A 22,177-nucleotide genomic window follows, 5' to 3' on the forward strand; every position below is an offset into this window, starting at 1 on the left:
CTTCCGAAAGAACCTTCGGCTGCATGCGAACGACATCGCCCGTCGCACACGCTGAAACGGGCAGGCGCCTTCCGGGAAACAGGGGCCCTCCTATCGAAGCCTCCAAGTAGCCGGAAGCACGGTTACGCACCGCTGAACCGTCTACGCCCGTCCGATCTGCGGGCGGGCGTAGACGGCGCCCGGTCGAACGGCGCAACCGTCTGAAAACCCGGACGAAGGGAACGACGGCGCGGGCCGCCCGCCCAGGTGATCTGACCGTGGCACCGGCCTCAGTGGTAATGCGCTGACGCGGACCGCGAGGCGGCCGTCGGTCTTGTTGCACTCGGGCGAGGCGGCGCTCTTCGAGGTACGTACGGTCGTTGCCGGAGGCGTCCTGTTTGGTCGGCTGGCGAGACCCTCTGTTGCGGGCAGGGAAGCCCTGCTGGCCGGGGCGGCGGCCGGATAGCATCCAGCCTTGTCTTCCTCCCTGACAGATCGATCGGACAAACCGTGAGCGCTCCTGCTTCGGGCGGGCGGATCCAGCCTGCACGCCCCGGGGACCCGTCCCGTGTCGGCCCCTACCGCGTTGTCGGCCGGCTCGGTGCGGGCGGCATGGGCACGGTGTACGCGGGGCTCGCCGACAGCGGGGAAAGGGTCGCGGTGAAGGTGATCCATCCCCTGCATGCGGATGACCCGGAGTTCCGTGCCCGGTTCCGTCGCGAGGTCCGGCTCTCCACCCGGGTACGGGGCCCGTTTCTGCTGCCGCTCTTGGCGGCGGACCCGGAGGCAGAGGCTCCCTGGCTGGCAACCGCCTACGCTGCGGGCCTGACCCTGACGGAACACCTGGCCACCCACGGCCCCTTGACCGGTGCGACCCTCTATACCTTCGCCACCGGCACTGCGCAGGCCCTCGCAGCGATCCACGTGGCCGGTGTCGTCCACCGGGACGTCAAGCCCCAGAACGTACTGCTCACTGCGGCCGGCCCCCGCATCCTGGATTTCGGCATCGCCCATGCCGCCGACGGCACGAGCGTCACCCGCACCGGGGTACTGACCGGCACCCCGGGCTGGATCAGCCCCGAGCACTACCGCAGCGGTGTCACCGCGGCGGAGGGGGACATCTTCGGCTGGGGCGCGCTCGTGGCCTATGCGGCCACCGGTCGCCTCCCCTTCGGCAGCGGTGCCCCCGAAGCTGTGGCCTACCGGGTCATATCCGGTAGGCCGGACCTGGACGGCGTACCCGAGTCGTTGAAAGGCATCCTGGAACAGGCGCTGGCGAAGGAGCCCGACGAGCGGCCGGACGCCGACGAGGCGGCCGACGCCTGCGCACGGCTGCTGAACGCCGAGTCCACCCAGGTCCTCGACTCCGACACAGTGGCAGAAGCGAACAGCACTCCGACTCTGGTCGGCGAACCGACGACAGCCCAGTGGTCTGTGCCCGTTCCCGAAGACCCCTCCTGGCCCCCGGCCACTTCAGTCCGTGAGGGCTCCTCGCGGCGTCGTGTCGTTGTGTCCGTAGTGGCGGTAGCTGCCGTCGTGGGCGCGAGCGCGGGCGGCGTCCTGGCCTTCGGCCACAGCAGAGGTCATACCGCCCGTCCTTCTGCGGCCGCCGCCTCGACACCGGCCCTGGGCGTTCATGCCTCCGATGCCACATCCGACCGGACCGCCACCGCCGTCGCCAGCACGGACGTGGCCGGCCACGCGGTGTCCGATCCGCGCGCCGTCCCGGTTCCCACCGACCCGCTGGCCGGCGTGGCCGATCCCGCTTTCACCCGCTCGGACGACGAGACCCAGCCCGTCCCCGGCGAGTGGAGCGCCGGCCGGGACGCCGACGGTACGGCGGAACGGGGCACGGCGGCCGCTATCCGCCGTCAGGTGACGGCCATGCTCAGCACGAAGGACATGGCTTTCATGACGCCGACGGTGACGTTCAACCGTCAGGCGCAGACCGTGATGGTGACCGGCGGCCCGGTCTCCACCCTGACCGACGACTACAAGGAAGTCTTCCGCCGGGCCGGGGAGATGGGCGCCTGCACCGTTCTGGCCCAGCGGCTCAAGGACGCACCGACGAACTGGCCCTACGGCCGGTTCTCCGTCTACTGGAAGGACTACGACGGCCAGGACGAGGCGAGCGTGCTCGGCTTCGGCAAGGCCACCGCCGGCTGCTATACGGACGAAGCCGGACGGCGCCAGGGCACGACCGAAGGCATGGCCACCGCCGAGATCCCCAGCAGTGACAAGGACGAGATACGCCTCGCCTCAGGCACACTGAGGGCGATCACAGCCGCCTGGAACACCCGCCTCACCCAGGGATACGGTCTGGAACCCTTCGACCGCGATGACGCCATCACCCTGGGCTTCGATCCAGTCGAAAAGATGATGTACGTGTGGGCCCACGACGGCTCGGGCGCCCTCGGCGGCCGAGCCCAGCAGTCCCACTTCCAGGACGTCGTCAGCAAGACCGCCTGCCCCAGACTGCTGGCCGAATACAACACGAACAAGCATTGGAACTACACCCATTGGGCCATCGCCGCCTATCAGGGAAACAGCGCATGGCCCCAAATCTTCACCTCGGGCGACTGCCTGCCCACGGAAAGCCGCCACTGAGGCTTTCACCCCTCGGGGCCGCCAGAGGCATTCGACCAACCCCATCGGCCTATGAGCCGAACCGCCGGTCTGCGCGCTCGACTCCGGCCCCTATGATTCCGCCTTCGCTTTCATGCGCTACCCGCTCTTCCGGCCAGCCAGGTCTGGAATCGCGTGCGTTCCTCATCACACTGGCCAAAGTGCGGCACAGCTCACACAGCTTGCGGCAGGTTCGTGTCGGCAGTGCGTTGCTGGCTCGGTCCACGTGGCGTTGCAGGGCCTGCCCTCCGGCGTGAAAGACACTGTCGCACTCGAAAGGTGCTGCCTGACCAGCTTTCTGTCACATGAAGTCCTGCTGTGTGCGGCCGAGTTGCCGGGGGTCATGGCCGGCCGTCGCACGCCGCTTACTAGCATCTCCTCGCATGATGCGGCGGGGGTGGCGGCTGGGTGTCGTGGCGGTGTTGGCGGCGGTCTGTGTGTCCGGTCCGAGGGGGCCGGAGGTCGTCCGTACGGCGTCGGACCTCGGTCCCCTGCCGGCCGACCGCTACGACTACACGCCGCGGGACTTCCAGCGATCGCAGCGGGCGACGGCGTTGCTGGTCCGGCAGTGCATGGCGCGGCACGGGCACCCGGACTTCCCGCTCGACCCCCGCTATCCCGGTGCCGCCGTCATCGCCGCGGCGGTCAGCACCGACTACGGCGTCCTGGATCTCGGCGCCGCCCGCCGCTGGGGCTACGGCTGGGACCCGGCAGAGCACGCGGCTCCCCGGCCGAAGGGCCGCCAGATGACCGACGCCGAGTACGCGGACCTGCCCGCCTGCAACGCCGACGCGAACCGGCGGCTGATGCGCGGCATCGACATGGAGCGGGACTGGCTCTACGCGAACGTGCGGGCGGTCGAGGTCGACAAGGCGGTCAAGCGCGACCCGCGCCTCCGTACGGCCTGGGGGGTGTGGTCCCGCTGCGTGGCGGAACAGGGATTCGCGCGCTACCGGGACCCGGTCGCGGCGTACACGGACACCGTCTGGAAGCGGGGCGGTGACGGCAACACCCGGCATACGCGGCGGGAGCGGGCCACCGCCGTCGCGGACGTCACCTGCAAGCGCCGTCACCGTACGGCCGAGCTCTGGCACACCGTACGGGCGCGGGAGCAGGCCGCGGACATCGCACGGCACCGCGAGCGCTACGCCGCCGGGCTGCGGGCGCTGCGGACGTACCGGGCGACCGTCGCGGAGGTTCTGCGCAAGCTCGGCTAGGGCGTGCCAGCGTGGATCGCCGTACGGAGAGGATCGTGCCGTCCCTCAGCGCCGCTCCCCCGCACCGGTGTTGGGCTCGCCGAAAGCGGACTGTTCCCGGTTCCCGCCTGCACTGTCTCGGGTGCGGATACCGGCCTTCGGCCGGAACCCGCATCGTGAAAGCATCAAGCAATGATCGGACCGAGCAGCGACGACGGCCGCGCCTACCGACATGAGACCGAGCGGGTCGTCAACGAGGTCGCCCAGGGGCTCCGTACGTTGGACGCTGGTGCGGGCTGGTTCTCCGGCCTCGCCCCGACACGCCAGCAGGAGGTTCTGCGGGAAGTCGCCGGCTATGTAATGCAGGCGCACATTACTGCTGCGGACGGCCGTGTGGGGGTGGCGCGGTCCGGGGTGAAGCCCACGGCCAACCCCTCGGTGATGATCTGCATGGACCCGCCCCGCTACGGGTTCGCAGGCCTTCCCTCCGCTGAACACGTCAAGGCGTTCCGCGTCCTCGTTTCCGTGTTCGCCGTTGCTGACACTCGCCGCCGCGAGACGTACTGCAAAGGCGACTGCGGACATGCATGGCACAACCTGCCAGCGGCGACCGAGCAGCCGTAGCATCGGCCATCCCGGCTGCGGCTGGGCTGGTTGTCGGGCGGTCCCTCCCCTGTGGCGCACGGTCAGCCGACGGAGCAGGTCCCGTCGCCGATGCGCTCGATGGCGCCGGGAGGTATGCGGCAGAGCTCAGGGCTACGGCCAGTTCCGGTCCGCTGTCGCCTCGCGGGCGATGTCGTGCCACCGCTCCTCCCCGCCGGGGAGCGGCCACGCCCAGGTCGGCTGTGCCGCGGTGTTCAGGTCGTGCAGGCGACGGGCGAGTTGCGGGCCGGTGATGGCGGCGCCGTCCGGGACGGTGGGGCCGTGGACGGCGCGGAGTCCGGCGAAGCGTGCCAGTTCGGCCTCGTAGAAGCCCACGGCTTCCTCGGTGCGCGCGGCCAGGTCGTCGCGCGGGACCGTGCGGTGCAGGTGCAGCAGCGGTGGCTCGACGGATTCGGCGACGGCGGCGGCGTATCGCGCGTGACCGTCCAGGATCACATGGCAGTCCAGGCCGCTGACCCACCACAGCAGGACGGGTGGGAGCGTCCCTTCACGGGCTTGGCTGCGGTACGCCTTGACCCGGCTGTCGTCGGCGTCGGGCATCGGTCGCAGCGGCAGGATCTCCCACGAGCCGGAATGGATGAACCAGTCGATGTATCCGCCGGGGTGGCCGTCGAGGAGCATCGAGCCCCAGTACTCGGCGTGCGAGGTGTCGGCGTGGCGCCAGCGCCGGAGCGGGCTGTCGTACGAGAGCAGCCACCGGCCGTCGTGCAGTGGGCCGGCCGGCGAGTCGGCGAGGTAGCGCGCGAAGCGGTGGGCCCACCGCTCCGGGCTGCCTGCCAGGGCGCGGGCCGTATCGGCGCGCAGGGGCGGGACGAGGGAGCGGTACGCGTCGGTGCGCCAGAAGTCGACTCCGTCGAGTTGCTCGTCGACGACGGCGAGCAGCACGGGCCGCGCCAGCTGGGAGACCAGCAGTCGGGCACCGGCGGTGAACACGCACAGTCCCGGCCGGTGGCGGTCCCGTACGTCCAGGGACAGCCCCAGCCATGTGCCGTCGTCCCGGGTGACATCGCTGCGTTGCATGCCGCGAGGGTAGACGGCTGTCCCCGGGTGGGCGCGATGGGTTTTGTGCGCGTGGAGCGGCAGTGGCCGGCTGGTAGGCGCCTCGGGCGACAGCCGGGTCTCTGGTCGTCGGCATACTGAGGGCGGCTGTCCTGATCGCAGCCGAAGGAGAAGTGTCCATGGAGGATCCGGAGTTCACCGTGCTGGTGACCGCGTCCGGGAACGGAGGACACATGGCCCTGCGGGCAGTCGGAGCGGTGACCGGACTGAGCCTGTGGCGCAGCAAGGTTCTTCTGGGCGGCGCCCCCGCGGTGATTCTGGAGAAGGTCCCGCTCGAAGTGGCCTTCATCGCGGCACGGGGTCTGCGGGAGGCCGGGGTGTCAGTGGCCGTCCGCTGCACCTGGTGCGACAGGACGGTGCCCCGCGACGAGGCGCCGCTCGACCCGGGCCCCTGTGCGTCCCGCTACTGGCCGACCGCCCATTGCCAGGCGAACTCCCTGACCAGCTGTGACTGCGAGTTCTGCGACGCCTATGGGCCCACTGGCCTCACGCCGGGGCTCGCGTGATGTCGTCGCAACGGACACGGCAAAAGCCGCAGGGCCCGGCGAAAGCCGGGCCCCGCAGTCCGCTTCGGGCTGGTCAGCCGCGGACGATGTTCTCCGCCTGCGGGCCCTTCTGACCCTGGGTCACGTCGAAGGAGACCGTCTCGCCCTCGACCAGTTCCCGGTAGCCGTTGCCGGAGATGTTCGAGTAGTGGGCGAAGACGTCGGGGCCGCCACCGTCCTGCTCGATGAATCCGAAGCCCTTCTCGGAGTTGAACCACTTCACGGTGCCGCTGGCCATACTGCTGTCCTTCGATATCGCCGGGGAACACCCCGGCTGGTCCATGAGACGGGCCCTGTCCGTCACCGGACAGCACCCGACGTACGTTCTACCCCATAAACCGGCCGTGATGAACGCGGCTCGGGGGTGAGTTGGATCATGACCTGCCGGTCGTCCCGGCCCGACCCGCCGTCCCGTCCGAGGTTCCGGCCGCGACCCGCCTCGCGGGCGCGCCGGGTCCGTGATGCTGTGCCGGTATTGCCCTGCTTTCCGTGACTCCCCCGCCCCGGCGGGACCGGCCCCGGGGCAGCGTTCCCCAGCAGCTCACAGCAGCTCACAGCAGCTCACAGCAGGTCGTACGGTCCTGGGACAGTGCCAGGAGTCAGCACTGCAAGGGCTGCCGCCCTAGACGACGGTCGAGGCGGGCACAGTTGCCGGACCCGGGTCGGCCACGGGTTCCAGGGCCGGGATGGTTTCGAGCGGACGGGATGGGAGCAGGTGGGCCGAGTCTGCGGTGGTCACCGACCGCGGAGCAGCGCTCAGGCCGCGGGACGAGTGCGTTCACTGCTTGCATTCGAACATGGCTGGGCCCGCCGATAGAATGAGCAGGTCACGGACTGCTGGCGCGTCCTGTCGGCCACGGACACCGGGGCGGTTCGCTCTGTCCTGGACTCCTCACGCGATGAACCCCGATGAAGGAGTCGCGAATGGAAGCCAAGACCACGGCCCTGGTCGTACAGGCCGGCGAGGCAGGCGGCGCGTCGCTCTCTGACGGAGCGTTCGAGTTGCTCGCCGATGGCGGTGCGGTCAGCGCCAGCCGTCTTACGCTCAAGACCGGTGCCGACGGTGCGCCTCCGCACCACCACAAGCTGTCCCACGAAGTCTTCTACGTGCTCGGTGGGACGATGCTCTTCCGCCTCGGCGACACTCTGACGACGGTGGGGAAAGGCGGCTTGGTCGTCATCCCACCCGGTCTGCCACACGTCTTCGGGGCGGCAGAGGGCCAGGAAGCCGACGTGTTCGTCGTTCTCAGCCCAGGCATCGAGCGGTTCGGCTACTTCGAGCAGTTGGCCGCGATCAGCCGCGGTGAAGCCGAATTCGACTCGCTCATCCCTGAACAGGACCGCTACGACGTGCACTTCGAGAGTCTTCCCAACTGGCGCTCGGTCACCTGAACGCAAGCGGTGCTTCTGCTGACATCAAACCGGCTGACACCACCAGAGACGAACACGAGCGGTCGCCGCGAGACTTCGACGGACGAGCGATCCGGTTGCAGCAGCAGTTTGTCACCGCTGGCAGGACCCTGCGATCGACCCACCGCGACACCGGATCACCCACCGCCTTGCTGACCCGCCTCAACACAGCAATGCCCGCCCAGAACGCGTCCCGCTTCCTCACCGCCGTCTACGCCGCATTCCACCTCACCCCCACCGGGGCGGCCGGGACCATCGCGGGATCCTACGATGGACCGGGTGGTCCATTCGCAGGAGGTGTGGGGCGTGCGTGGTGAGCTGACGGCCAAGGGGAAGGCGACGCGGGGACGGATCGTCGAGGGGGCCGCGGCGGTGCTGCGGGAGAAGGGTGTCGCGTCGGCCACCCTGGACGACATCATGGTGCGCACCCGCAGCAGCAAGAGCCAGCTCTTCCACTACTTCCCGGCGGGCAAGGACGAACTCCTCGTCGCGGTGGCCCACTTCGAGGCGGACCAGGTCCTGGAGGACCAGCAGCCCTATCTGAGCCGGCTCGACTCGTGGGAGGCCTGGAGCGCGTGGCGGGACGTGGTCGTCGAGCGCTACGAGGACCAGGGCGACCAGTGTCCGCTCGGGTCGCTGTTCCTCCAGATCGGACGCTCGACGCCCGGGACACGGGCGATCGTGATCGAGCTGATGCGGCGCTGGCAGGAGAGCCTCGCGGCGGGCATCAGGGCGCTCCAGGCGGCCGGCAGCCTGCCCGCCGACCTCGATGTCGACCGGCGGGCCGCGGCGCTGCTGGCCGCGATCCAGGGAGGCGTGTCGATCCTGTTGTCCACGGGACGGTCCGCGCACCTGCGCGCCGCCCTCGATCAGGGGATCGACGACCTGAGGCACGCGGCCCGCGCCGACAGGTGACCGGGCGCGCCGTCTGCCGGCCGGGCTTCTGCGCGCGGTGTCGCTGCCGCGCCGGTATGCGTCGTGGGTGTCAGGCCGCGACGACCGCGACGGTGGTGCGGCCTCCGTCGACGTCGAGCACGACGCCGTGGACGAACGCGGACTCGTCGGCCGCCAGATACACGGCGGCGTTCGCGATCTCCTCAGGGGTGCCCATCCGGTTCGCCGGGGTGCCCTTCATCATGACCTCGGCGGGGTGCTCCTCCCCGGGAGCCGGTGTCAGCACCACGCCCGGGGAGATGGCGTTCACCCGGACTCCCCGGGGCCCGAACTCCGCCGCCCAGGCCCGGGTCAGCGTCTCCATGGCCCCCTTGGTGGAGCTGTACAGGGCTCCGACCGGGATCCCGAGGCGGGCGATCCAGGAGCCGAGGTTGATGATCGCCCCGCCGCCGGCCTCGGCCATGGCGGGGGCGACGGCGGCCGTCAGGAAGAACGGGGCCTTGACGTTGACCGCGTAGACCTGGTCGAAGGTCTTCTCGTCGGTCGCCTCCGTGGAGCCGGCGGGATAGATGCCGGCGTTGTTGACCAGGATGTCGATCCGGCCGCCGAGGACGCGGGTCGCCTGCTCGGCGAGGGTCTGCGAGGCTGCGGCGCTGCCGTCCAGGTCGGCCTGCACGAAGTCGGCCCGTCCGCCGCGTGCCCGGATCCCCTCGACGACCTCCTCGCCCCGTTCGGCGCTCCGGCCGGAGACGACGACGTGGGCTCCCTGGGCGGCGTAGGCCTCCGCGATCGCCCGTCCGATGTTGCTGGTCGCTCCGGTCACCAGGGCGGTCCTGCCCGCAAGCCGCATCGACATGATCCACTCCATTTGCGTTCGTTCTTCACGTGAACCCGGACGGCCTGGCGGCTCAAGAGCCTGGCAGCCTGACGGCAGTGCAGCCCGAGGGCAGTGCCTTCGGCCGGACGGGGCCCTGTCGCGCAGGGCATGTGCGTCAACGTACGACCGAGAAATTGGACCAGCAAGTCCAGAAAGAAGGGGGCGGTGGCCCTGGTGCGCGACCCGCCCGGTCGGCCGTCTTCGCCCGGCCGGCGGCGAGGTCCCGCACCACACCGGCGGCGCGGCGCCGGACCACTCCCCCGGACCGGGTAGCTTCAGGCACCGCCCGTTCCGCCCGCCTCCAGGCCCCGCGCGACCTCGGCGAACACCTGTGAGGCGATCTGATACCCCTCGAAGGCGCGCGCGGCCCCCGCGTACGCGGCGACCTGGATGAACACCTCGGCGATCTCCTCGGGTGTGGCGCCGTTGTTCAGCGCGATGCGCAGCTGTCCGCGCAGGGGTTCCAGGGTGCCGAGGACGGCGGCGATGGTGACGGAGACCAGGGCGCGTGTACGGGTGTCGAGGACCTCGTCGCGGGGCCATGCGGCGCCGAAGGTCTGCACGGTGGCGAGCCGCTTGAAGTCGGCCCCGTTGGCGGGCTCACCGGGGGTGGGTTCGAGGAACGTCTCCAGCGGGATGCCGAGCAGGTGTTCCGCGTGGGCGAGCGCCTCGGTGTAGCGGCCCTCTTCCTGAGTGGTCGTCATTTTGGCTCCTTCCAAGGGGAGTTGGTCGTCGTCGGGGGCCGGCCGTTCACTGGTGGCCGACGGAGCGGCTGACCTCGCTCCAGGCGCGGGCCTCGGCCAGTCGGCGCTCCTCCGCCTCGAGCGCGATGTCCAGGGCGTCGGAGCCGAGCAGCAGGCGGCGCGGGGGTTGCTCGGCGGCCACGGCGGCGATGACGGCGCGGGCCATCTTGACCGGGTCGCCGGGCTCGTTTCCGTCGTAGTCGGCCCGGCGCCGCAGCATCGCTCCGACCGTGTCCTGGTAGTCGGGGGTGACCGGGCTGGACGGCGTCGCCGCGCCCGCGGTCCATCCGGTGCGGATACCGCCCGGCTCCACGATGATCACGTCGATGCCGAACGGCGCCACCTCGTTCGCCAGCACCTCCGAGAAGCCTTCGACGCCGAACTTCGCGGTCTGGTAGGCGCCGAGTCCGGGGGTGCCGCCGACCCGGCCGCCGATGGACGAGATCTGCACGATGGTCCCGGAGCGCTGTTCGCGCAGTACGGGCAGCGCGGCGCGGGTCACGTTGATCACCCCGTACAGGTTGGCCTCGATCTGGGCCCGGAACTCGTCCTCAGGGAAGTCCTCGATCGAGGCGCTGGTGGCGTAGCCGGCGTTGTTGACCACGACGTCCACGCGGCCGAACCGCTTCACTGCGGCCGCCATCACCTCGCGTGCCTCGAAGGGCGCTGTCACGTCCAGTTCCACGGCCGCAAGGCGCTGCGGGTACTGCGCCTCGAGGTCCGCGAGCGTCTCGGGGTTGCGGGACGTCGCGACGACCCGGTTCCCGGCCTTCAGCGCCTCGACGGCGAGCGCCCTGCCGAGCCCCTGGGAAGCTCCTGTGATCAGCCAGGTCTGCGTCATGTCGCACTCCTCACGATCATCTCTCCGTTCGGGCCTTCCGACAGGAGAACCACTCGAAGGTAGCGCTTATTTCCAGAAACTCAACACAAGTGTTGCATTTTTACGGAGTAACGCATCTCCCGGCTGACCTTTGGTGAAGCAAGTGCAACAATCCGATACAATTCCGCTCTCATGAGAGCCGACGCCGCCCGCAACCTGGCCACCGTCCTGCGCACCGGCGCACGCCTCCTCGCGGAGGACCCGAGTACGTCGATGGCGGCCATCGCCACGGCCTCGGGCGTGGACCGGACCACCATCCATCGCCGTTTCGCGAGCCGCGAGGCACTGCTGCGGGCCGTCTTCCACGCCAAGCTCGACGCGTCCGAACGCGTCCTGGACGAGGCCCGCCTCACCGAGGCCCCGGTCCCCGTGGCCCTGCACCGCTATCTGGAGGGGATCATTCCCGTCAGCCGCGACTGGCCGGTCGACACGCGCCGGATGATGCAGCAGGACCCCGAGGCACGGGACCGCCGCGACGCGCTGAGCCGGCGGCTGGACACCTTCCTGCTCCGCGCCACCGACGAGGGCTACCTGCGCGCCGACGTCGACGCGGACTGGACCCGCGCGACCCTGGGCCGACTCGTCGACACCGTCGCCCACGACTTCCCCTCCATGGACGCCCCGCAGGCGGCGGACCTCGTCGCGGACACCTTCCTGAACGGGCTCGGCACACGGTGAACAGCACGGCGGCAGCGCAGCGCGCGAGTCTCCTGCGCCCCGCTCCGCCCGTCCGCTGTCAGCGCCTCTGGATACGCTTCCGGCGCTGACGGCCCGCGCGGAGCGGGTCGCTTGTGAGAAGGGGTGCCGTGAGCTTCCACATGCATCTGCGCGCCGTCCCGAACTCCGAGGTCGAGCTCTCCTACGCCTGGCTCGAAAAGTTCATGGGGGCCGCCTGGGACTGGGACGTCCGTCAGGCGGAGTACGACGCGGGGATCGCGGAGTCCATCGAGAAGGACTTCGCTTCGGTGCACGAACTCTGCGAGGCGGGAGGCGACTTGCCCGAGGGGCGCGGCGGAGCGTGGGAACTGCCCGTCTTCGGCGGCGACATCGTCCACCACCCCGACGACGAGCAGCCGCCCTTCGTCCACTTGACCCCGGACGCGGTGCGGCAGGCGTCAGCGTTCCTCTCCGAGGTTCCGTTCGACGCCCTGTGGAAGGCGGCGGGCCGCGAACTGCACGCTTCGTTCGGTCCCGGCTGGGCCGAGGAAGACGTCAAGGACATCTACGTCCGGCACTACGCCGATCTCCGCGACTTCTACGGGCGCGCCGCCGTCGCCGGGAGCGCGGTCGTCAAGGCGTTCTGGTACTAGGGGTGTTGCGCAAGGTCACGGCGTCGAAGGCAGTGGCGCCCGCAGACGCACCCGTCACGCCCCCGTGGCCTCGCGGCCTCGCGTTCGGACGGCTCTGATCGTGCGGGCGCGGCCCGTCCGGTGCGGACGACATGGTCGTCACCGTCCGGGCCGTCCCTCGCGCATCGCGGCCAGAAGGGCCATCTGGCCGCCCATCGAGCCTGCTCCGGCCAGCGGGGTGCGCGCATGCGGCCAGACGCTGCGCACCAGTGCCGTGTGCCGTCCGCCGCCGAGAGCGACCACCGGGTCGAGCCGTACGATGCCGCGCTCCTGTGCCTGGCGGAGGATCATCTGGGCGGTGGTTGCGCCGGCTGCGCCGTGCGGGGTGTCGTACGGCTCGATCACGTCATCGGGGTCGAGCAGGCCGTACTGCGCGGAGAGGATGATCAGGCGTTCCGGCCGCAGGGCGTCGGCGGTCCGGCGGCAGGCGCGGTGGTACGAGCCGATGTACAGGTCCGCGGCCCGGGCGGGGTGGTCCAGTTTTCGGCTTCCGCAGGGAATGACGAGGAGTTCCGGCCGGAAGCAGTCCAGGTGGTCGGAGACGTTCACGCCGGCTCCCCTCCGGCGATCAGGTGTCGGCCCAGGAGCGCCTGGGCCGTCCGCTCGGCGTCGGCGAACCTGGCCCGCCCGGCGTCGGTCAGTGTGACCTCGACCGTCCTGCGGTCCGCTGTACGGCGCCGGCGTTCGATCAGGCCCGCGGCCTGAAGTCCTTTGAGGAGGTACGACATCCGGTCTCCGGGCTCGCGCAGGATCTCCGTGAGGCGGGCGACCGGCATGGGCCGTGCGGTGGCTTCGGCGAGTGCGCCGAGCACGAGGTAGCCGTGGAGCGACAGACCGTGGTGGACCCGCAGTTCGCCGTGCAGGAGGCCCAAGGTCCGCAGGATGCGCGGAGGTCGCTGCCAGGTGGAGGCCGGTGGATCATGGTCGATCATGTTCCGTCCCAAGGTCGGTTCCCCGGCCGCAGCACGCGACCGTGCCTTTCACAACCCGCTCCCCCGTGGACCCGATCGCCCTGCGAGCGGACACAGGACCCTCGGATTCGGACAGCCCGCCACGTCGGCCGCGCTGTCGCCCGTATCGGGTGCCGATGTCCCGAAGTGAGGCCGTCGTGGCCCGCCCGGCCGTCCGCCTTTGCCGGGCCAGGGTCCTACCGTCGTCAGGGCGACACGGGCGAACCGTCCGATTTCCGGCATCACCCGAGCCTCTGAGCTTCCCGAACCTCGGCTCCCCGGCTCCCCGGCTCCCCAGGGCCCTGAATCCCGAGATTCCGACACACCGAATCACGGAGTCCCGGGCCCCGAATCCCGGGCCACCGGGCCACCGGGCCACCGGGCCCGGTCAGGATCCGTACCCGGGTTCTGACCCGGTTCCGGGCATGCGAGGCGGGCCTCGGCCGCGGCCGTGTCGGCATCCGAACCGTTCGAGTGAGGGAAGAAGGCGTTCTGCGCCATGACGTCGCAATCGGACACCGCACGCTCGGTGTCACCCCGGACGGAGTTCGGGATCAACGAATGGGTCGTGGACGAGCAGCGGCAGTCCTACCTGCGCGATCCCGGCTCGGTCGACCGGACGTGGCGGGAGTTCTTCGCGTCCGGGCGAATTCCGGCCGCGCGGACCGAACCGCCCGCACCTACGGACGCCGGGCCCGCAGACGGCCGGGCGCAGCTCAAGGCGGTCCGGGTCGCGGCGCTGATCCACGCGTATCGCGTGCGAGGTCATCTGATGGCCGTCACGGACCCCTTGACCCCGGAGTCGGCCGTCCACCCGGAGTTGGACGTCGCCGCCTTCGGGCTCGACGAGGCCGACCGGGCGGAGAAGGTCGTCGTGGACGGGTTCGCCGGCCGCTCCTTGATGACCGTCGGCGAAGTGGTCGACGCACTGCGGGAGTTCTACTGCCGTACCGCCGGGTTCGAGTACATGCACATCCAGGACGCCGGTGAACGCCGCTGGATCCAGCGGCGTGTCGAGGGGCCCCGGCAGCGGCCCGACCGTGGCGAACAGCTGCGCATCCTCTACAGGTTGGGGGCGGCGGAGGCCTTCGAGACCTTCCTGCAGACCAAGTACGTCGGTCAGAAGCGGTATTCACTCGAGGGCGGCGAGTCCGCGATCGTGCTGCTGGACGCCTTGCTGCTGCGTGCCATCGACAGCGGAGTGGGGGAAGCGGTCATCGGGATGGCGCACCGCGGCCGGCTCAACGTCCTCGCCAACATCGTCGGCAAGTCCTACGCGCAGATCTTCGGCGAGTTCGAGGACGCGGTGGACCCGCGGTCGGTGCAGGGGTCCGGGGACGTGAAGTACCACCTGGGCGCGGAGGGCACCTACGGGGCCCTCGACGGCCGCGGCATCGCCGTCTCGGTCGTGGCGAACCCCTCGCATCTGGAGATCGTGGGTCCGGTGGTCCAGGGAGTGGTGCGTGCCAAGCAGGACCTGGCCGCAGGAGCGGGCGACGCCTTTCCGGTCCTTCCGGTCGTCGTCCACGGCGATGCCGCGTTCGCGGGGCAGGGTGTGGTCGCGGAGACGCTGAACATGTCCCGGCTGCCCGGCTACCGCACCGGCGGCACCGTCCACGTGGTGGTCAACAACCAGGTCGGCTTCACCACGCCGCCCGCCAGCGGTCGTTCGAGCACGTACGCCACCGCCGTGGCCCGCGCCGTCGAGGCGCCGGTCTTCCACGTCAACGGCGACGACCCGGAGGCCGTGGACCGCGTGGCGCGCCTGGCGTTCGACTACCGGGAGACCTTCCACAAGGACGTCGTGGTCGATCTTGTGTGCTATCGGAGGCACGGGCACAGCGAGGTCGACGACCCGTCGATCACCCAGCCGCTGATGTACGACCGCATCGACGCGCGGGCTTCCGTGCGCAGTCTGTACGCCGACTCGCTGATGCGGCGCGGGGACCTGGGGGCGGACCAGGTGGAGGGTGCCCGCCGCGACTACCGGGACCGTCTGGAGCGGGCCTTCGCCGAGACACGGAGCCTGCCCGCTTCCGGCAGCGAGCCGTCCGCCGGCGCCGGAGCGGACGCCGGCGTACGCGGGGACGGTGTGCCGGGGCAGGCGCTGACCGCGGTCGGCGAGTCCACCGTCCGCCGGGTGCTCGCCTCGCAGACGGATCTGCCCTCGGGCTTCACGGTGCATCCCCGCGTTCTGCCCCAGCTGCGGCGGCGTACCGAGATGCTCGACCGCGGCACCGCCGACTGGGCCACCGCCGAGACGCTGGCGCTCGGTTCGCTGCTGCTGGAGGGCGTGGCGGTGCGGCTGGCCGGACAGGACTCCAGGCGCGGTACCTTCGGCCAGCGCCACGCCGTGCTGACCGACCGCCGTACCGGCGACGAGTACACCCCGCTGGACAGCCTCACCACGCGGCGCGGTGATTTCGCGGTGTACGACTCGATGCTGTCCGAACTCGCCGCCCTGGCCTTCGAGTACGGCTACGCGACGGCCAGGCCCAAGGCCCTGGTGCTGTGGGAGGCGCAGTTCGGGGACTTCGCCAACGGAGCCCAGACCGTCGTCGACGAGTACCTCGCGTCCTCCGAGCAGAAGTGGGGCCGGCGCTCGGGCGTCACCCTGCTGCTGCCCCACGGGCTGGAGGGGCAGGGCCCCGACCACTCGTCCGCGCGGATCGAGCGCTTCCTGCAGTTGTGCGCGCAGAACAACATGACCGTCGCCCAGCCCACCTTGCCCGCCAACTACTTCCACCTGTTGCGACAGCAGGCGCTCGACGGCCGGAGCCGGCCGCTGGTGGTCTTCACGCCGAAGTCCATGCTGCGGTCGAAGGCGGCCGTCTCCGCCCCGGCGGACTTCACCGACGGCGGGTTCCTGCCGGTCCTGCCGGACACGACCTCGGATCCCGCCGGGGTCACTCGGATCCTGGTCTGCTCCGGCAAGATCAGCCACGACCTCGCGGCGCACCGCCGTGAACTGGGCCGGACGGACACGGCGATCGTCACCGTGGAACGCCTCTACCCCTTCCCCGAGCGGGAGCTCGCCGCCGAACTCGCCCGCTTCCCCGCGGCCGCCAAGGTGCGCTGGGTGCAGGAGGAGGCGGAGAACCAGGGGGCCTGGTCCTTCGTCGCCCCGCGGCTCATGAAGTCGGCGGAGCGGGTGGTGGAACACGCCGCCAGACCCGAGTCGCCCGTACCTGCCGTCGGTTCCGCGCACCGGCACGCGGCGGAGCACAAGGCCCTGCTCGCGGAGGCCTTCGCGTGAGCCCGACGACAGAACACGACGACGGAACACGACGACAGACCGCGGCGACGGATCACAGCGACGGACTACGAGGACGAACCGTTCGGACAAAATGCGCAATCGCTAGAATATGGACACCGCACGCAACGCACGGGTGAAAGGCATCTCTTGACATCCTCCCCGCCCTAAAGGACGGGGATTCCCGCCTGGCTGCCGGTGGTGACCGGCTGGGCCTTCGGATGGGTTCCCCGCTCAACGGGCCGTGCCCGGCACAGGTTTTCCGTGCCAGGACTGACCGGCCCTCCGGGGGCGTTTAGCCTCTCCGCCTGCCCGGCGGCGAGGATCACTCTTGACGCGTTGAGGTCACGATCATGTTCAGTACCGCAGCCCTCGCACCGCCAGATTCGCACGTGCAGTGGCTTCTTCCCGTCCACGACCCAGCAGACCGAGCACGTCTGCGAGGAGGGCAGCCAGCGGGAGACGATGCCGACGTGCCGGCCGTGGCGGGCCGCCTTCTCCTCCAGCACGCGGCGGAACATGGCCCACGCGGCATCGTGCACAGACTTGGCCAGGCGGGTACGGGCCAGGCCGGAGACCGCCAGGTCTTCGAGGTAGACCGCTTGGTTGTCGCGGACCAGCCTCGAAGCATTCTGGTGGCACCAGTTTCTGCGCGCGTCGGCCACCCGGGCGTGCGCACGGGCGACCGTCAGCCGGGCCTTGGCCCGGTTCTTCGATCCCTTCGTCTTCCGGCTCAGCGCCTGCTGCGCCTTGTTCAGCCGACGCTCGGCGCGCCGCAGGAAGCGGGGGTTGTCGATGACCTGCCCGGTGGACAGCACGGCGTAGTGGGTCAGGCCAAGATCGATGCCGACCTCGGACGTGACGGGCGCGAGCGGCTCGGCCTCGACCTGCACGACGAAACTCGCGAAGTACCGGCCCGACGGATCCTTCATCACGGTCACCGACGACGGAGCCGACGGCAGCGAACGCGACCAGCGCACTCGCACATCACCGATCTTCGCGAGGTTCAATCGCCCGTTGTCCCGCAACCGAAACCCGTTCCTGGAGAAACGAACGGCCTGCCGGCTGTCCTTCTTCGACTTGAACACCGGAAGCCCCATACGGCGCCCTGGCCGCTTCCCCGACACCGACCCGAAGAAGTTCGCGTACGCCGCATCGAGATCACGAAGACAGGACTGCAAGGCATCCACCGACACCTCGGCAAGCCAGGCCCGCTCAGGCGTCTTCTTCGCCTCGGTAATCACCCGCTTCGCCAGCACACCCGTCGCGATCCGCGACCCGTCCGCCCGGTACGCGGCCCTCCTCGCGGCCAGCGCATCGTTGTAGACCACCCGTGCACAGCCGAACGTACGCGCCAGCGCGACGCGCTGACCCGCAGTCGGCTCGATCCGGAAGGAATACCGCAGATACACAGGAGCAACCTAACGACCGCCACTGACAACGCCGCTCCGCCCAGGAGCGAACCGGCTTTCCCTGCCCTGCCCTGCTCCGCAGGAGCTTCGTCTCTCGCCCGCAAGCGGGAGGTACCCCCACCCCGACCTGAAGGCCGGGGTATCCACGAAGGAGACCTGATGACCCGGGACACGGAGCACAGTCACGCGGCAGTCCTCGCCGAATGGCTGGTGGACCCGGACCACGCCGATGCCCAGACCGACGGGGCCGACGGGTCCGACGGGTCCGGTCCCGGTCACACCCTTGGGAAGCCACCCGTGCCCGGGCCGGGTCGCGGCGCCGACGAGCACCCCGACGCGGATCCCGGGAAGGCAGGCCCTACCGATGCGGCCGAGGCCGCGGCTCCGCCCGGCTTGCGCGGGGTCCTCGCCGAGAGGGCCACCGGTCTCAACGCCGGCGCGCTCGCCTTCGTCATGGGCACCGGCATCGTCTCCACGGCCCTGTACCTGGGCGGTGCCCACGAGCTCTCCACGGTGCTGCTCTGGGCAGCCCTGGCCGGGTTCGCGCTGCTCCTGCCCGTGCAGGCATGGCGTCTGGCGCGGCGGCGGCAGCGGTTCGTCGCCGAGTTCCTCGGCCCCCGCTCCTTCGTCTTCCTCACCATCGCCGTCTCCGCGAATGTGCTGGCCTCCCGCCTGGTACCGGACGGCCACACCACGGCCGCCGCCGCGTTCCTGGCATTCGGAGCCGTCAGCTGGCTGGTGCTGGACTACGGCGTCCCGATCGCGCTCATCACCACGCTGAGACGGAACCCGTCGTTCGACCAGGTGAACGGCACCTGGTTCCTGTGGGCCGTCGGATCCCAGTCGGTGGCGGTGGGCGCGGCCTCCCTGGCCCATACCGGCACCGGGCGCGTGCTGCCGGTTCTGGCGGCGGTGTGCTTCGCCGTCGGCGTCGTCCAGTATCTGCTGATCGCCGGCATCGTCCTGGCCAGACTGCTCGCGCGGCCGGTGCGGCCCGAGGGCCTCATGACGTCCGTCTGGATCTTCATGGGAGCGGCGGCGATCACGGTTCTCGCCGGGGTCCGCCTCGCCGCTCTGCCGACCGCGGCCACACTGCTGCCGAGGCCCGTCCTGATGGGTTCCTCCGTCGTGCTGTGGGCGTTCTCGAGCTGGCTGATCCCGCTGCTGCTGGCCCTCGGGGTCTGGAAGCACGTGGTGCGCCGCATTCCGCTGCGCTACGACACGGGCTGGTGGAACCTGGTCTTCCCGATCGGCATGTACGCGGTCACCACCCATGAACTGGGACGCGCTACCGGGACGTCCTGGATGGTCACCATGAGCCGCTGGGAGATCTGGGTATCGGCCGTGGTCTGGGCGGTCACCTTCGCCGCGATGGCGGTGAGCGTGCTGCTCCCGGGAGGCCGGGCCGCTCGCGGGCACAGTCCCCGGGCGGAGCGGGCGCCCCGCCCGGAAAACGCCGCTTAGCGTGGGGCCGGGCGGCACGGCCGGGAAACGCCGCCTGGCGGTGGGGCCGTGCGCCGCGGCCGTCGGCGGCTCACGCCCGACGGCCGCTCCTCGCCAGGCCCAGGGCGTGGCTCAGTGAATGCCGTACGACGACCGCCCACGCGGCGACGAGCACCACGTACAGCGCCACGGCGGACCACACCAGTGGCTGTGAGCCGGAACGGACGGCCAGACCGCCGGTGGCGGTCACCGCCGCGCCCAGAGGGAAGATGAAGGCCCACCAGGTCGGCGTGAAGGGCAGACCCTTGCGGACGGCCCGTACGGTCAACGCGGTGGCGAGCACCAGCCACAGCATCGCGAATCCCCACAACCCGACGCCGCCCAGCAGCGCCACGACCGCGGCCCCTCGCGCGTAGGGGGCGGGCAGCCCGCTCGGGGCCGTGGTGGCCAGTGCGCCCATCGCGGTCACGGCCTGGTCCAGGGCCCCCACGCCGATCCAGACCGTGGGGACCAGCGCACCGGCGGGCGCGTCGTGATGCACCAGGCGGCTGTAGAGCATGGCGAGGACCAGCATGACGGCGACCAGTCCGAGCCCGAGCAACGCGGCACAGCCGAGCAGCAGCGACAGCCGTGCCTGGCCGGCCGGGGCATGCGGAACGAGCAGGGCGCCCGTCGCGGCCGAGACCAGCGGTGGCACCACGGGCAGCAGCCAGCCGCCGAAGGCCGCGTCCGGTGCGAAGCGGTGCCGGGTGACCATGAGATACGGCACGGCGCACGCGGTGACGAGCCCCAGCGCCGTGCCGGCGAACCACAGCACCCAGTCCACGTCGACCGCCGCCCGCGTACCGATCAGACGGTGTCCCAGCAGCAGGGTTCCCGCACCGACGATGAGCAGGGCCATGGGCATCGTCCCCAGGAAATGGACGAGTACGGGGTCGTCGGCGTGGGCGCGCAGGGCCCGCTGCCGGAGATAGCCGACGGCGAGGACGACCAGCAGCAGTGCGGTGGCCACCCAGAGCACCGTGGCCGCGTCGCGCAGCCCGGGGATGTGGCGCGGCAGCGTGGCCCCCGCGTCGGCGACGATTCCCGTGCCGATGACGGCCGCGAACCAGCCGGGAGCGAGCCGTCCCTTCGTGCGGCGCTCCGGCGGGGCCCCGTCGGGGCGGGCGCGGGCTTCTTCGGTGTGTTCCAAAGTCGGGCCGGTCTCGTCCTGGACGGGCCGGGTGGTACGTGAGTGCGATGTCACTGAGTGCGGAGCCTTGTCTTCTCGTGCGGCGGCGGCACCGACGGCGCGCGTGCCCGGTGGCCGGATGGCGTGCGCGGGGCGGTGAACGGCAGAAGGCCGACGGGTGCCCGGCCCGCCCGGGGTGTGCGGGCGGGACCGTCGGCCCGTTGGCCTCGACGAAGCTACGGGCGGCGCGGGAGCCCGCCACAGGCCACCGCGCGCCACGATGCCCTCGTACCAGGACATCCGCGCCGTTCGACCCATGGGCAGGGAGCGGGTGCGGGAGCGGGGCGGGTGCGGGTGTGGTCCGGGTCTGGGTGCGGCCGTGCATGTCCCGATCCGAGGGTGTCGTGTCCCTTGGCGCGGCCACCGGCGGACGGCGGCAGACCGCTGAACACGGGCGAGGAACGGCAGGCGAGCGCCCCGCGCACCGGGTCCCGCGACAGCCTCCGACACTCCTGACCGAGTTCAGTCAACGTACCCGTCGCGGGATAGCCTGAGGGGTGTCCGCCCGACATGGAGGCACACCATGAAGGCCAGATCGTCCACCCGGGATCCGCTGCTGGTGACGGTGCTGGTCTTCCCGGGCGTACGGATCCTGGACGTCACCGGACCCATAGAAGTGTTCACGACGGCCAACGATTTCGGGGGCCGATACCGCGTCCGCGTCGTCTCCCCGGACGGAGCGGACGTGGTCACCTCGGCCGGCACCCGCCTCGGCGTCGAGCTGGCCGTCGCGCAGGTGACCGGTGACAGCGACGTGCTCGTCGTCCCCGGCGGCCCCGAATGGCCGTCCCTGATCAAGGACGACACCCTGCTCGACGCCGTCCGGGCACTCGACGCGCGCAGCCGCCGCACGGTGTCGGTCTGCACCGGCGCCTTCCTGCTCGCCGCGGCCGGGCTCCTCGACGGCCGCAGAGCCACCACCCACTGGCGCTTCACCGACGAACTCGCCCTGCGCTACCCCGCGGTGACGGTCGACCCCGACGCCCTCTTCGTGCGCGACGGCCACATCATGACCTCGGCCGGAGTCAGTGCGGGCATCGACGCCTCCCTCGCCCTGGTCGAGGAGGACCACGGCGCCCACACCGCCCGCACGGTGGCCAAGGACATGGTGGTCTTCATGCAACGCCCGGGCGGACAGTCCCAGTTCAGCGTCCGCACCCGTACCCCGCAGGTACGCCACGAGGTGCTGCGCCAGGTCCTGGACGCCGTCGCCGCAGACCCCCCGGCGAACCACACCGTCGCCGCCATGGCACGCAGGGCGGGCGTGAGCCCCCGCCACATCACGCGCATGTTCCACGACGAACTGGACACCACACCGGCCCGCTACGTCGAGGAGATCCGCATGGAAGGGGCCCAGGCACTGCTGGAGAGCGGCGACGACCCGATGGCCACGGTGGCCCGCCGCACAGGCTTCGGCTCGGCCGAGTCACTGCGCCGCGCCTTCGTACGCAAGCTCGGCACCACCCCGGGCGCCTACCGTGCCCGCTTCCGCACCACCGGCGCGACGGGCACCCTGGACGCCAGGAGCCGCACACCCGCCGGGGACACTTCACGCGAGGCCGCGGTTTCGTGAGGTCTTGAGGTACCGCATGTCCGCGAGGCGCCCCCGCACCACGCCGCGACATGAACACACGGCATGCCGGGGGCCGTTGGACACCTGTGAGCCGC

Annotated in this window: 20 protein-coding genes; 11 read left to right on the forward strand and 9 right to left on the reverse strand. The window is 70.8% G+C overall.

Annotation, left to right across the window (positions count from 1 at the left end):
- Positions 1-489: 489 nt before the first annotated feature.
- From ACFYYF_RS29395 to ACFYYF_RS29405, 3 genes are all read left to right on the forward strand, one after another.
- Positions 490-2,586, forward strand: a complete 2,097-nt coding sequence (locus ACFYYF_RS29395; protein ID WP_388780557.1) for a serine/threonine protein kinase — start codon at positions 490-492, stop codon at positions 2,584-2,586.
- A 401-nt stretch (positions 2,587-2,987) separates the two neighbouring features.
- On the forward strand, positions 2,988-3,821 hold the full coding sequence (locus ACFYYF_RS29400) for a hypothetical protein (RefSeq protein ID WP_388780558.1): 834 nt from the start codon (positions 2,988-2,990) through the stop codon (positions 3,819-3,821).
- Between the two features lie 171 nt (positions 3,822-3,992).
- Positions 3,993-4,424 carry a DUF5958 family protein gene (locus ACFYYF_RS29405; RefSeq protein WP_388780559.1) on the forward strand — a complete coding sequence of 144 codons (432 nt, stop codon included), beginning with the start codon at positions 3,993-3,995 and terminating at the stop codon, positions 4,422-4,424.
- A 132-nt stretch (positions 4,425-4,556) separates the two neighbouring features.
- On the opposite strand, the gene ACFYYF_RS29410 is transcribed toward ACFYYF_RS29405, so the two are convergent.
- Positions 4,557-5,483, reverse strand: a complete 927-nt coding sequence (locus ACFYYF_RS29410) for a hypothetical protein (protein ID WP_388780560.1) — start codon at positions 5,481-5,483, stop codon at positions 4,557-4,559.
- Positions 5,484-5,641: 158 nt separating this feature from the next.
- Between ACFYYF_RS29410 and ACFYYF_RS29415 the strand changes: the two genes are divergently transcribed.
- Positions 5,642-6,028, forward strand: coding sequence for a hypothetical protein (locus ACFYYF_RS29415; RefSeq protein ID WP_388780561.1), 387 nt, complete (start codon positions 5,642-5,644; stop codon positions 6,026-6,028).
- Between the two features lie 73 nt (positions 6,029-6,101).
- On the opposite strand, the gene ACFYYF_RS29420 is transcribed toward ACFYYF_RS29415, so the two are convergent.
- Complete coding sequence (locus ACFYYF_RS29420; protein WP_339134274.1) at positions 6,102-6,305, reverse strand: cold-shock protein; 204 nt, start codon at positions 6,303-6,305, stop codon at positions 6,102-6,104.
- Positions 6,306-6,991: 686 nt separating this feature from the next.
- Here ACFYYF_RS29420 and ACFYYF_RS29425 point away from each other — a divergent pair.
- Positions 6,992-7,459, forward strand: coding sequence for a cupin domain-containing protein (locus ACFYYF_RS29425; protein ID WP_361692874.1), 468 nt, complete (start codon positions 6,992-6,994; stop codon positions 7,457-7,459).
- Between the two features lie 324 nt (positions 7,460-7,783).
- A complete protein-coding gene (locus ACFYYF_RS29430; RefSeq protein ID WP_388780690.1) occupies positions 7,784-8,392 on the forward strand; it encodes a TetR/AcrR family transcriptional regulator in 609 nt (202 codons plus the stop codon).
- Positions 8,393-8,462: 70 nt separating this feature from the next.
- Here the strand turns inward: ACFYYF_RS29430 and ACFYYF_RS29435 are convergent, their stop codons facing one another.
- The 3 genes from ACFYYF_RS29435 to ACFYYF_RS29445 all read right to left on the reverse strand — a co-directional run bounded on the left by ACFYYF_RS29435 (position 8,463) and on the right by ACFYYF_RS29445 (position 10,832).
- Positions 8,463-9,227 carry an SDR family NAD(P)-dependent oxidoreductase gene (locus ACFYYF_RS29435; protein WP_388780562.1) on the reverse strand — a complete coding sequence of 255 codons (765 nt, stop codon included), beginning with the start codon at positions 9,225-9,227 and terminating at the stop codon, positions 8,463-8,465.
- A gap of 296 nt (positions 9,228-9,523) precedes the next feature.
- Positions 9,524-9,952: a carboxymuconolactone decarboxylase family protein gene (locus ACFYYF_RS29440; protein ID WP_388780563.1), complete on the reverse strand. Its 429-nt coding sequence runs from the start codon at positions 9,950-9,952 to the stop codon at positions 9,524-9,526.
- Between the two features lie 46 nt (positions 9,953-9,998).
- Positions 9,999-10,832 (reverse strand): oxidoreductase, encoded by an 834-nt coding sequence (locus ACFYYF_RS29445; protein WP_388780564.1) that lies wholly within the window; start codon positions 10,830-10,832, stop codon positions 9,999-10,001.
- A 171-nt stretch (positions 10,833-11,003) separates the two neighbouring features.
- Here ACFYYF_RS29445 and ACFYYF_RS29450 point away from each other — a divergent pair, with 171 nt between their 5' ends.
- Both ACFYYF_RS29450 and ACFYYF_RS29455 read left to right on the forward strand, forming a co-directional pair.
- Complete coding sequence (locus ACFYYF_RS29450; RefSeq protein ID WP_388780565.1) at positions 11,004-11,549, forward strand: TetR/AcrR family transcriptional regulator; 546 nt, start codon at positions 11,004-11,006, stop codon at positions 11,547-11,549.
- Positions 11,550-11,677: 128 nt separating this feature from the next.
- Positions 11,678-12,181, forward strand: a complete 504-nt coding sequence (locus ACFYYF_RS29455) for a DUF1877 family protein (protein WP_388780566.1) — start codon at positions 11,678-11,680, stop codon at positions 12,179-12,181.
- 138 nt (positions 12,182-12,319) lie between these two features.
- Here ACFYYF_RS29455 and ACFYYF_RS29460 read toward each other — a convergent pair whose 3' ends face one another.
- Positions 12,320-12,769, reverse strand: a complete 450-nt coding sequence (locus ACFYYF_RS29460) for a DUF6884 domain-containing protein (RefSeq protein ID WP_388780567.1) — start codon at positions 12,767-12,769, stop codon at positions 12,320-12,322.
- Entirely contained in the window at positions 12,766-13,152 is a 387-nt protein-coding gene (locus tag ACFYYF_RS29465) for a MarR family transcriptional regulator (protein ID WP_388780568.1), read from the reverse strand. Before ACFYYF_RS29465 ends, ACFYYF_RS29460 begins: the two co-directional genes overlap by 4 nt.
- Before the next feature lie 517 nt (positions 13,153-13,669).
- Between ACFYYF_RS29465 and ACFYYF_RS29470 the strand changes: the two genes are divergently transcribed.
- Complete coding sequence (locus tag ACFYYF_RS29470; protein ID WP_388780569.1) at positions 13,670-16,426, forward strand: multifunctional oxoglutarate decarboxylase/oxoglutarate dehydrogenase thiamine pyrophosphate-binding subunit/dihydrolipoyllysine-residue succinyltransferase subunit; 2,757 nt, start codon at positions 13,670-13,672, stop codon at positions 16,424-16,426.
- A gap of 164 nt (positions 16,427-16,590) precedes the next feature.
- On the opposite strand, the gene ACFYYF_RS29475 is transcribed toward ACFYYF_RS29470, so the two are convergent.
- A complete protein-coding gene (locus ACFYYF_RS29475) occupies positions 16,591-17,835 on the reverse strand; it encodes an RNA-guided endonuclease InsQ/TnpB family protein (RefSeq protein ID WP_388780570.1) in 1,245 nt (414 codons plus the stop codon).
- Between the two features lie 159 nt (positions 17,836-17,994).
- On the opposite strand from ACFYYF_RS29475, the gene ACFYYF_RS29480 reads away from it, so the two are divergent.
- The gene (locus ACFYYF_RS29480; protein ID WP_388780571.1) at positions 17,995-19,299 is read left to right on the forward strand and encodes a tellurite resistance/C4-dicarboxylate transporter family protein; all 1,305 of its coding nucleotides are present in this window, start codon (positions 17,995-17,997) and stop codon (positions 19,297-19,299) included.
- A gap of 70 nt (positions 19,300-19,369) precedes the next feature.
- Here the strand turns inward: ACFYYF_RS29480 and ACFYYF_RS29485 are convergent, their stop codons facing one another.
- Positions 19,370-20,524 carry a TDT family transporter gene (locus ACFYYF_RS29485; RefSeq protein WP_388780572.1) on the reverse strand — a complete coding sequence of 385 codons (1,155 nt, stop codon included), beginning with the start codon at positions 20,522-20,524 and terminating at the stop codon, positions 19,370-19,372.
- Positions 20,525-21,032: 508 nt separating this feature from the next.
- Here ACFYYF_RS29485 and ACFYYF_RS29490 point away from each other — a divergent pair.
- Complete coding sequence (locus tag ACFYYF_RS29490) at positions 21,033-22,082, forward strand: GlxA family transcriptional regulator (RefSeq protein WP_388780573.1); 1,050 nt, start codon at positions 21,033-21,035, stop codon at positions 22,080-22,082.
- Positions 22,083-22,177: the final 95 nt, after the last annotated feature.

This window comes from Streptomyces sp. NPDC001914, from assembly GCF_042891215.1.
Lineage (GTDB): Bacteria > Actinomycetota > Actinomycetes > Streptomycetales > Streptomycetaceae > Streptomyces.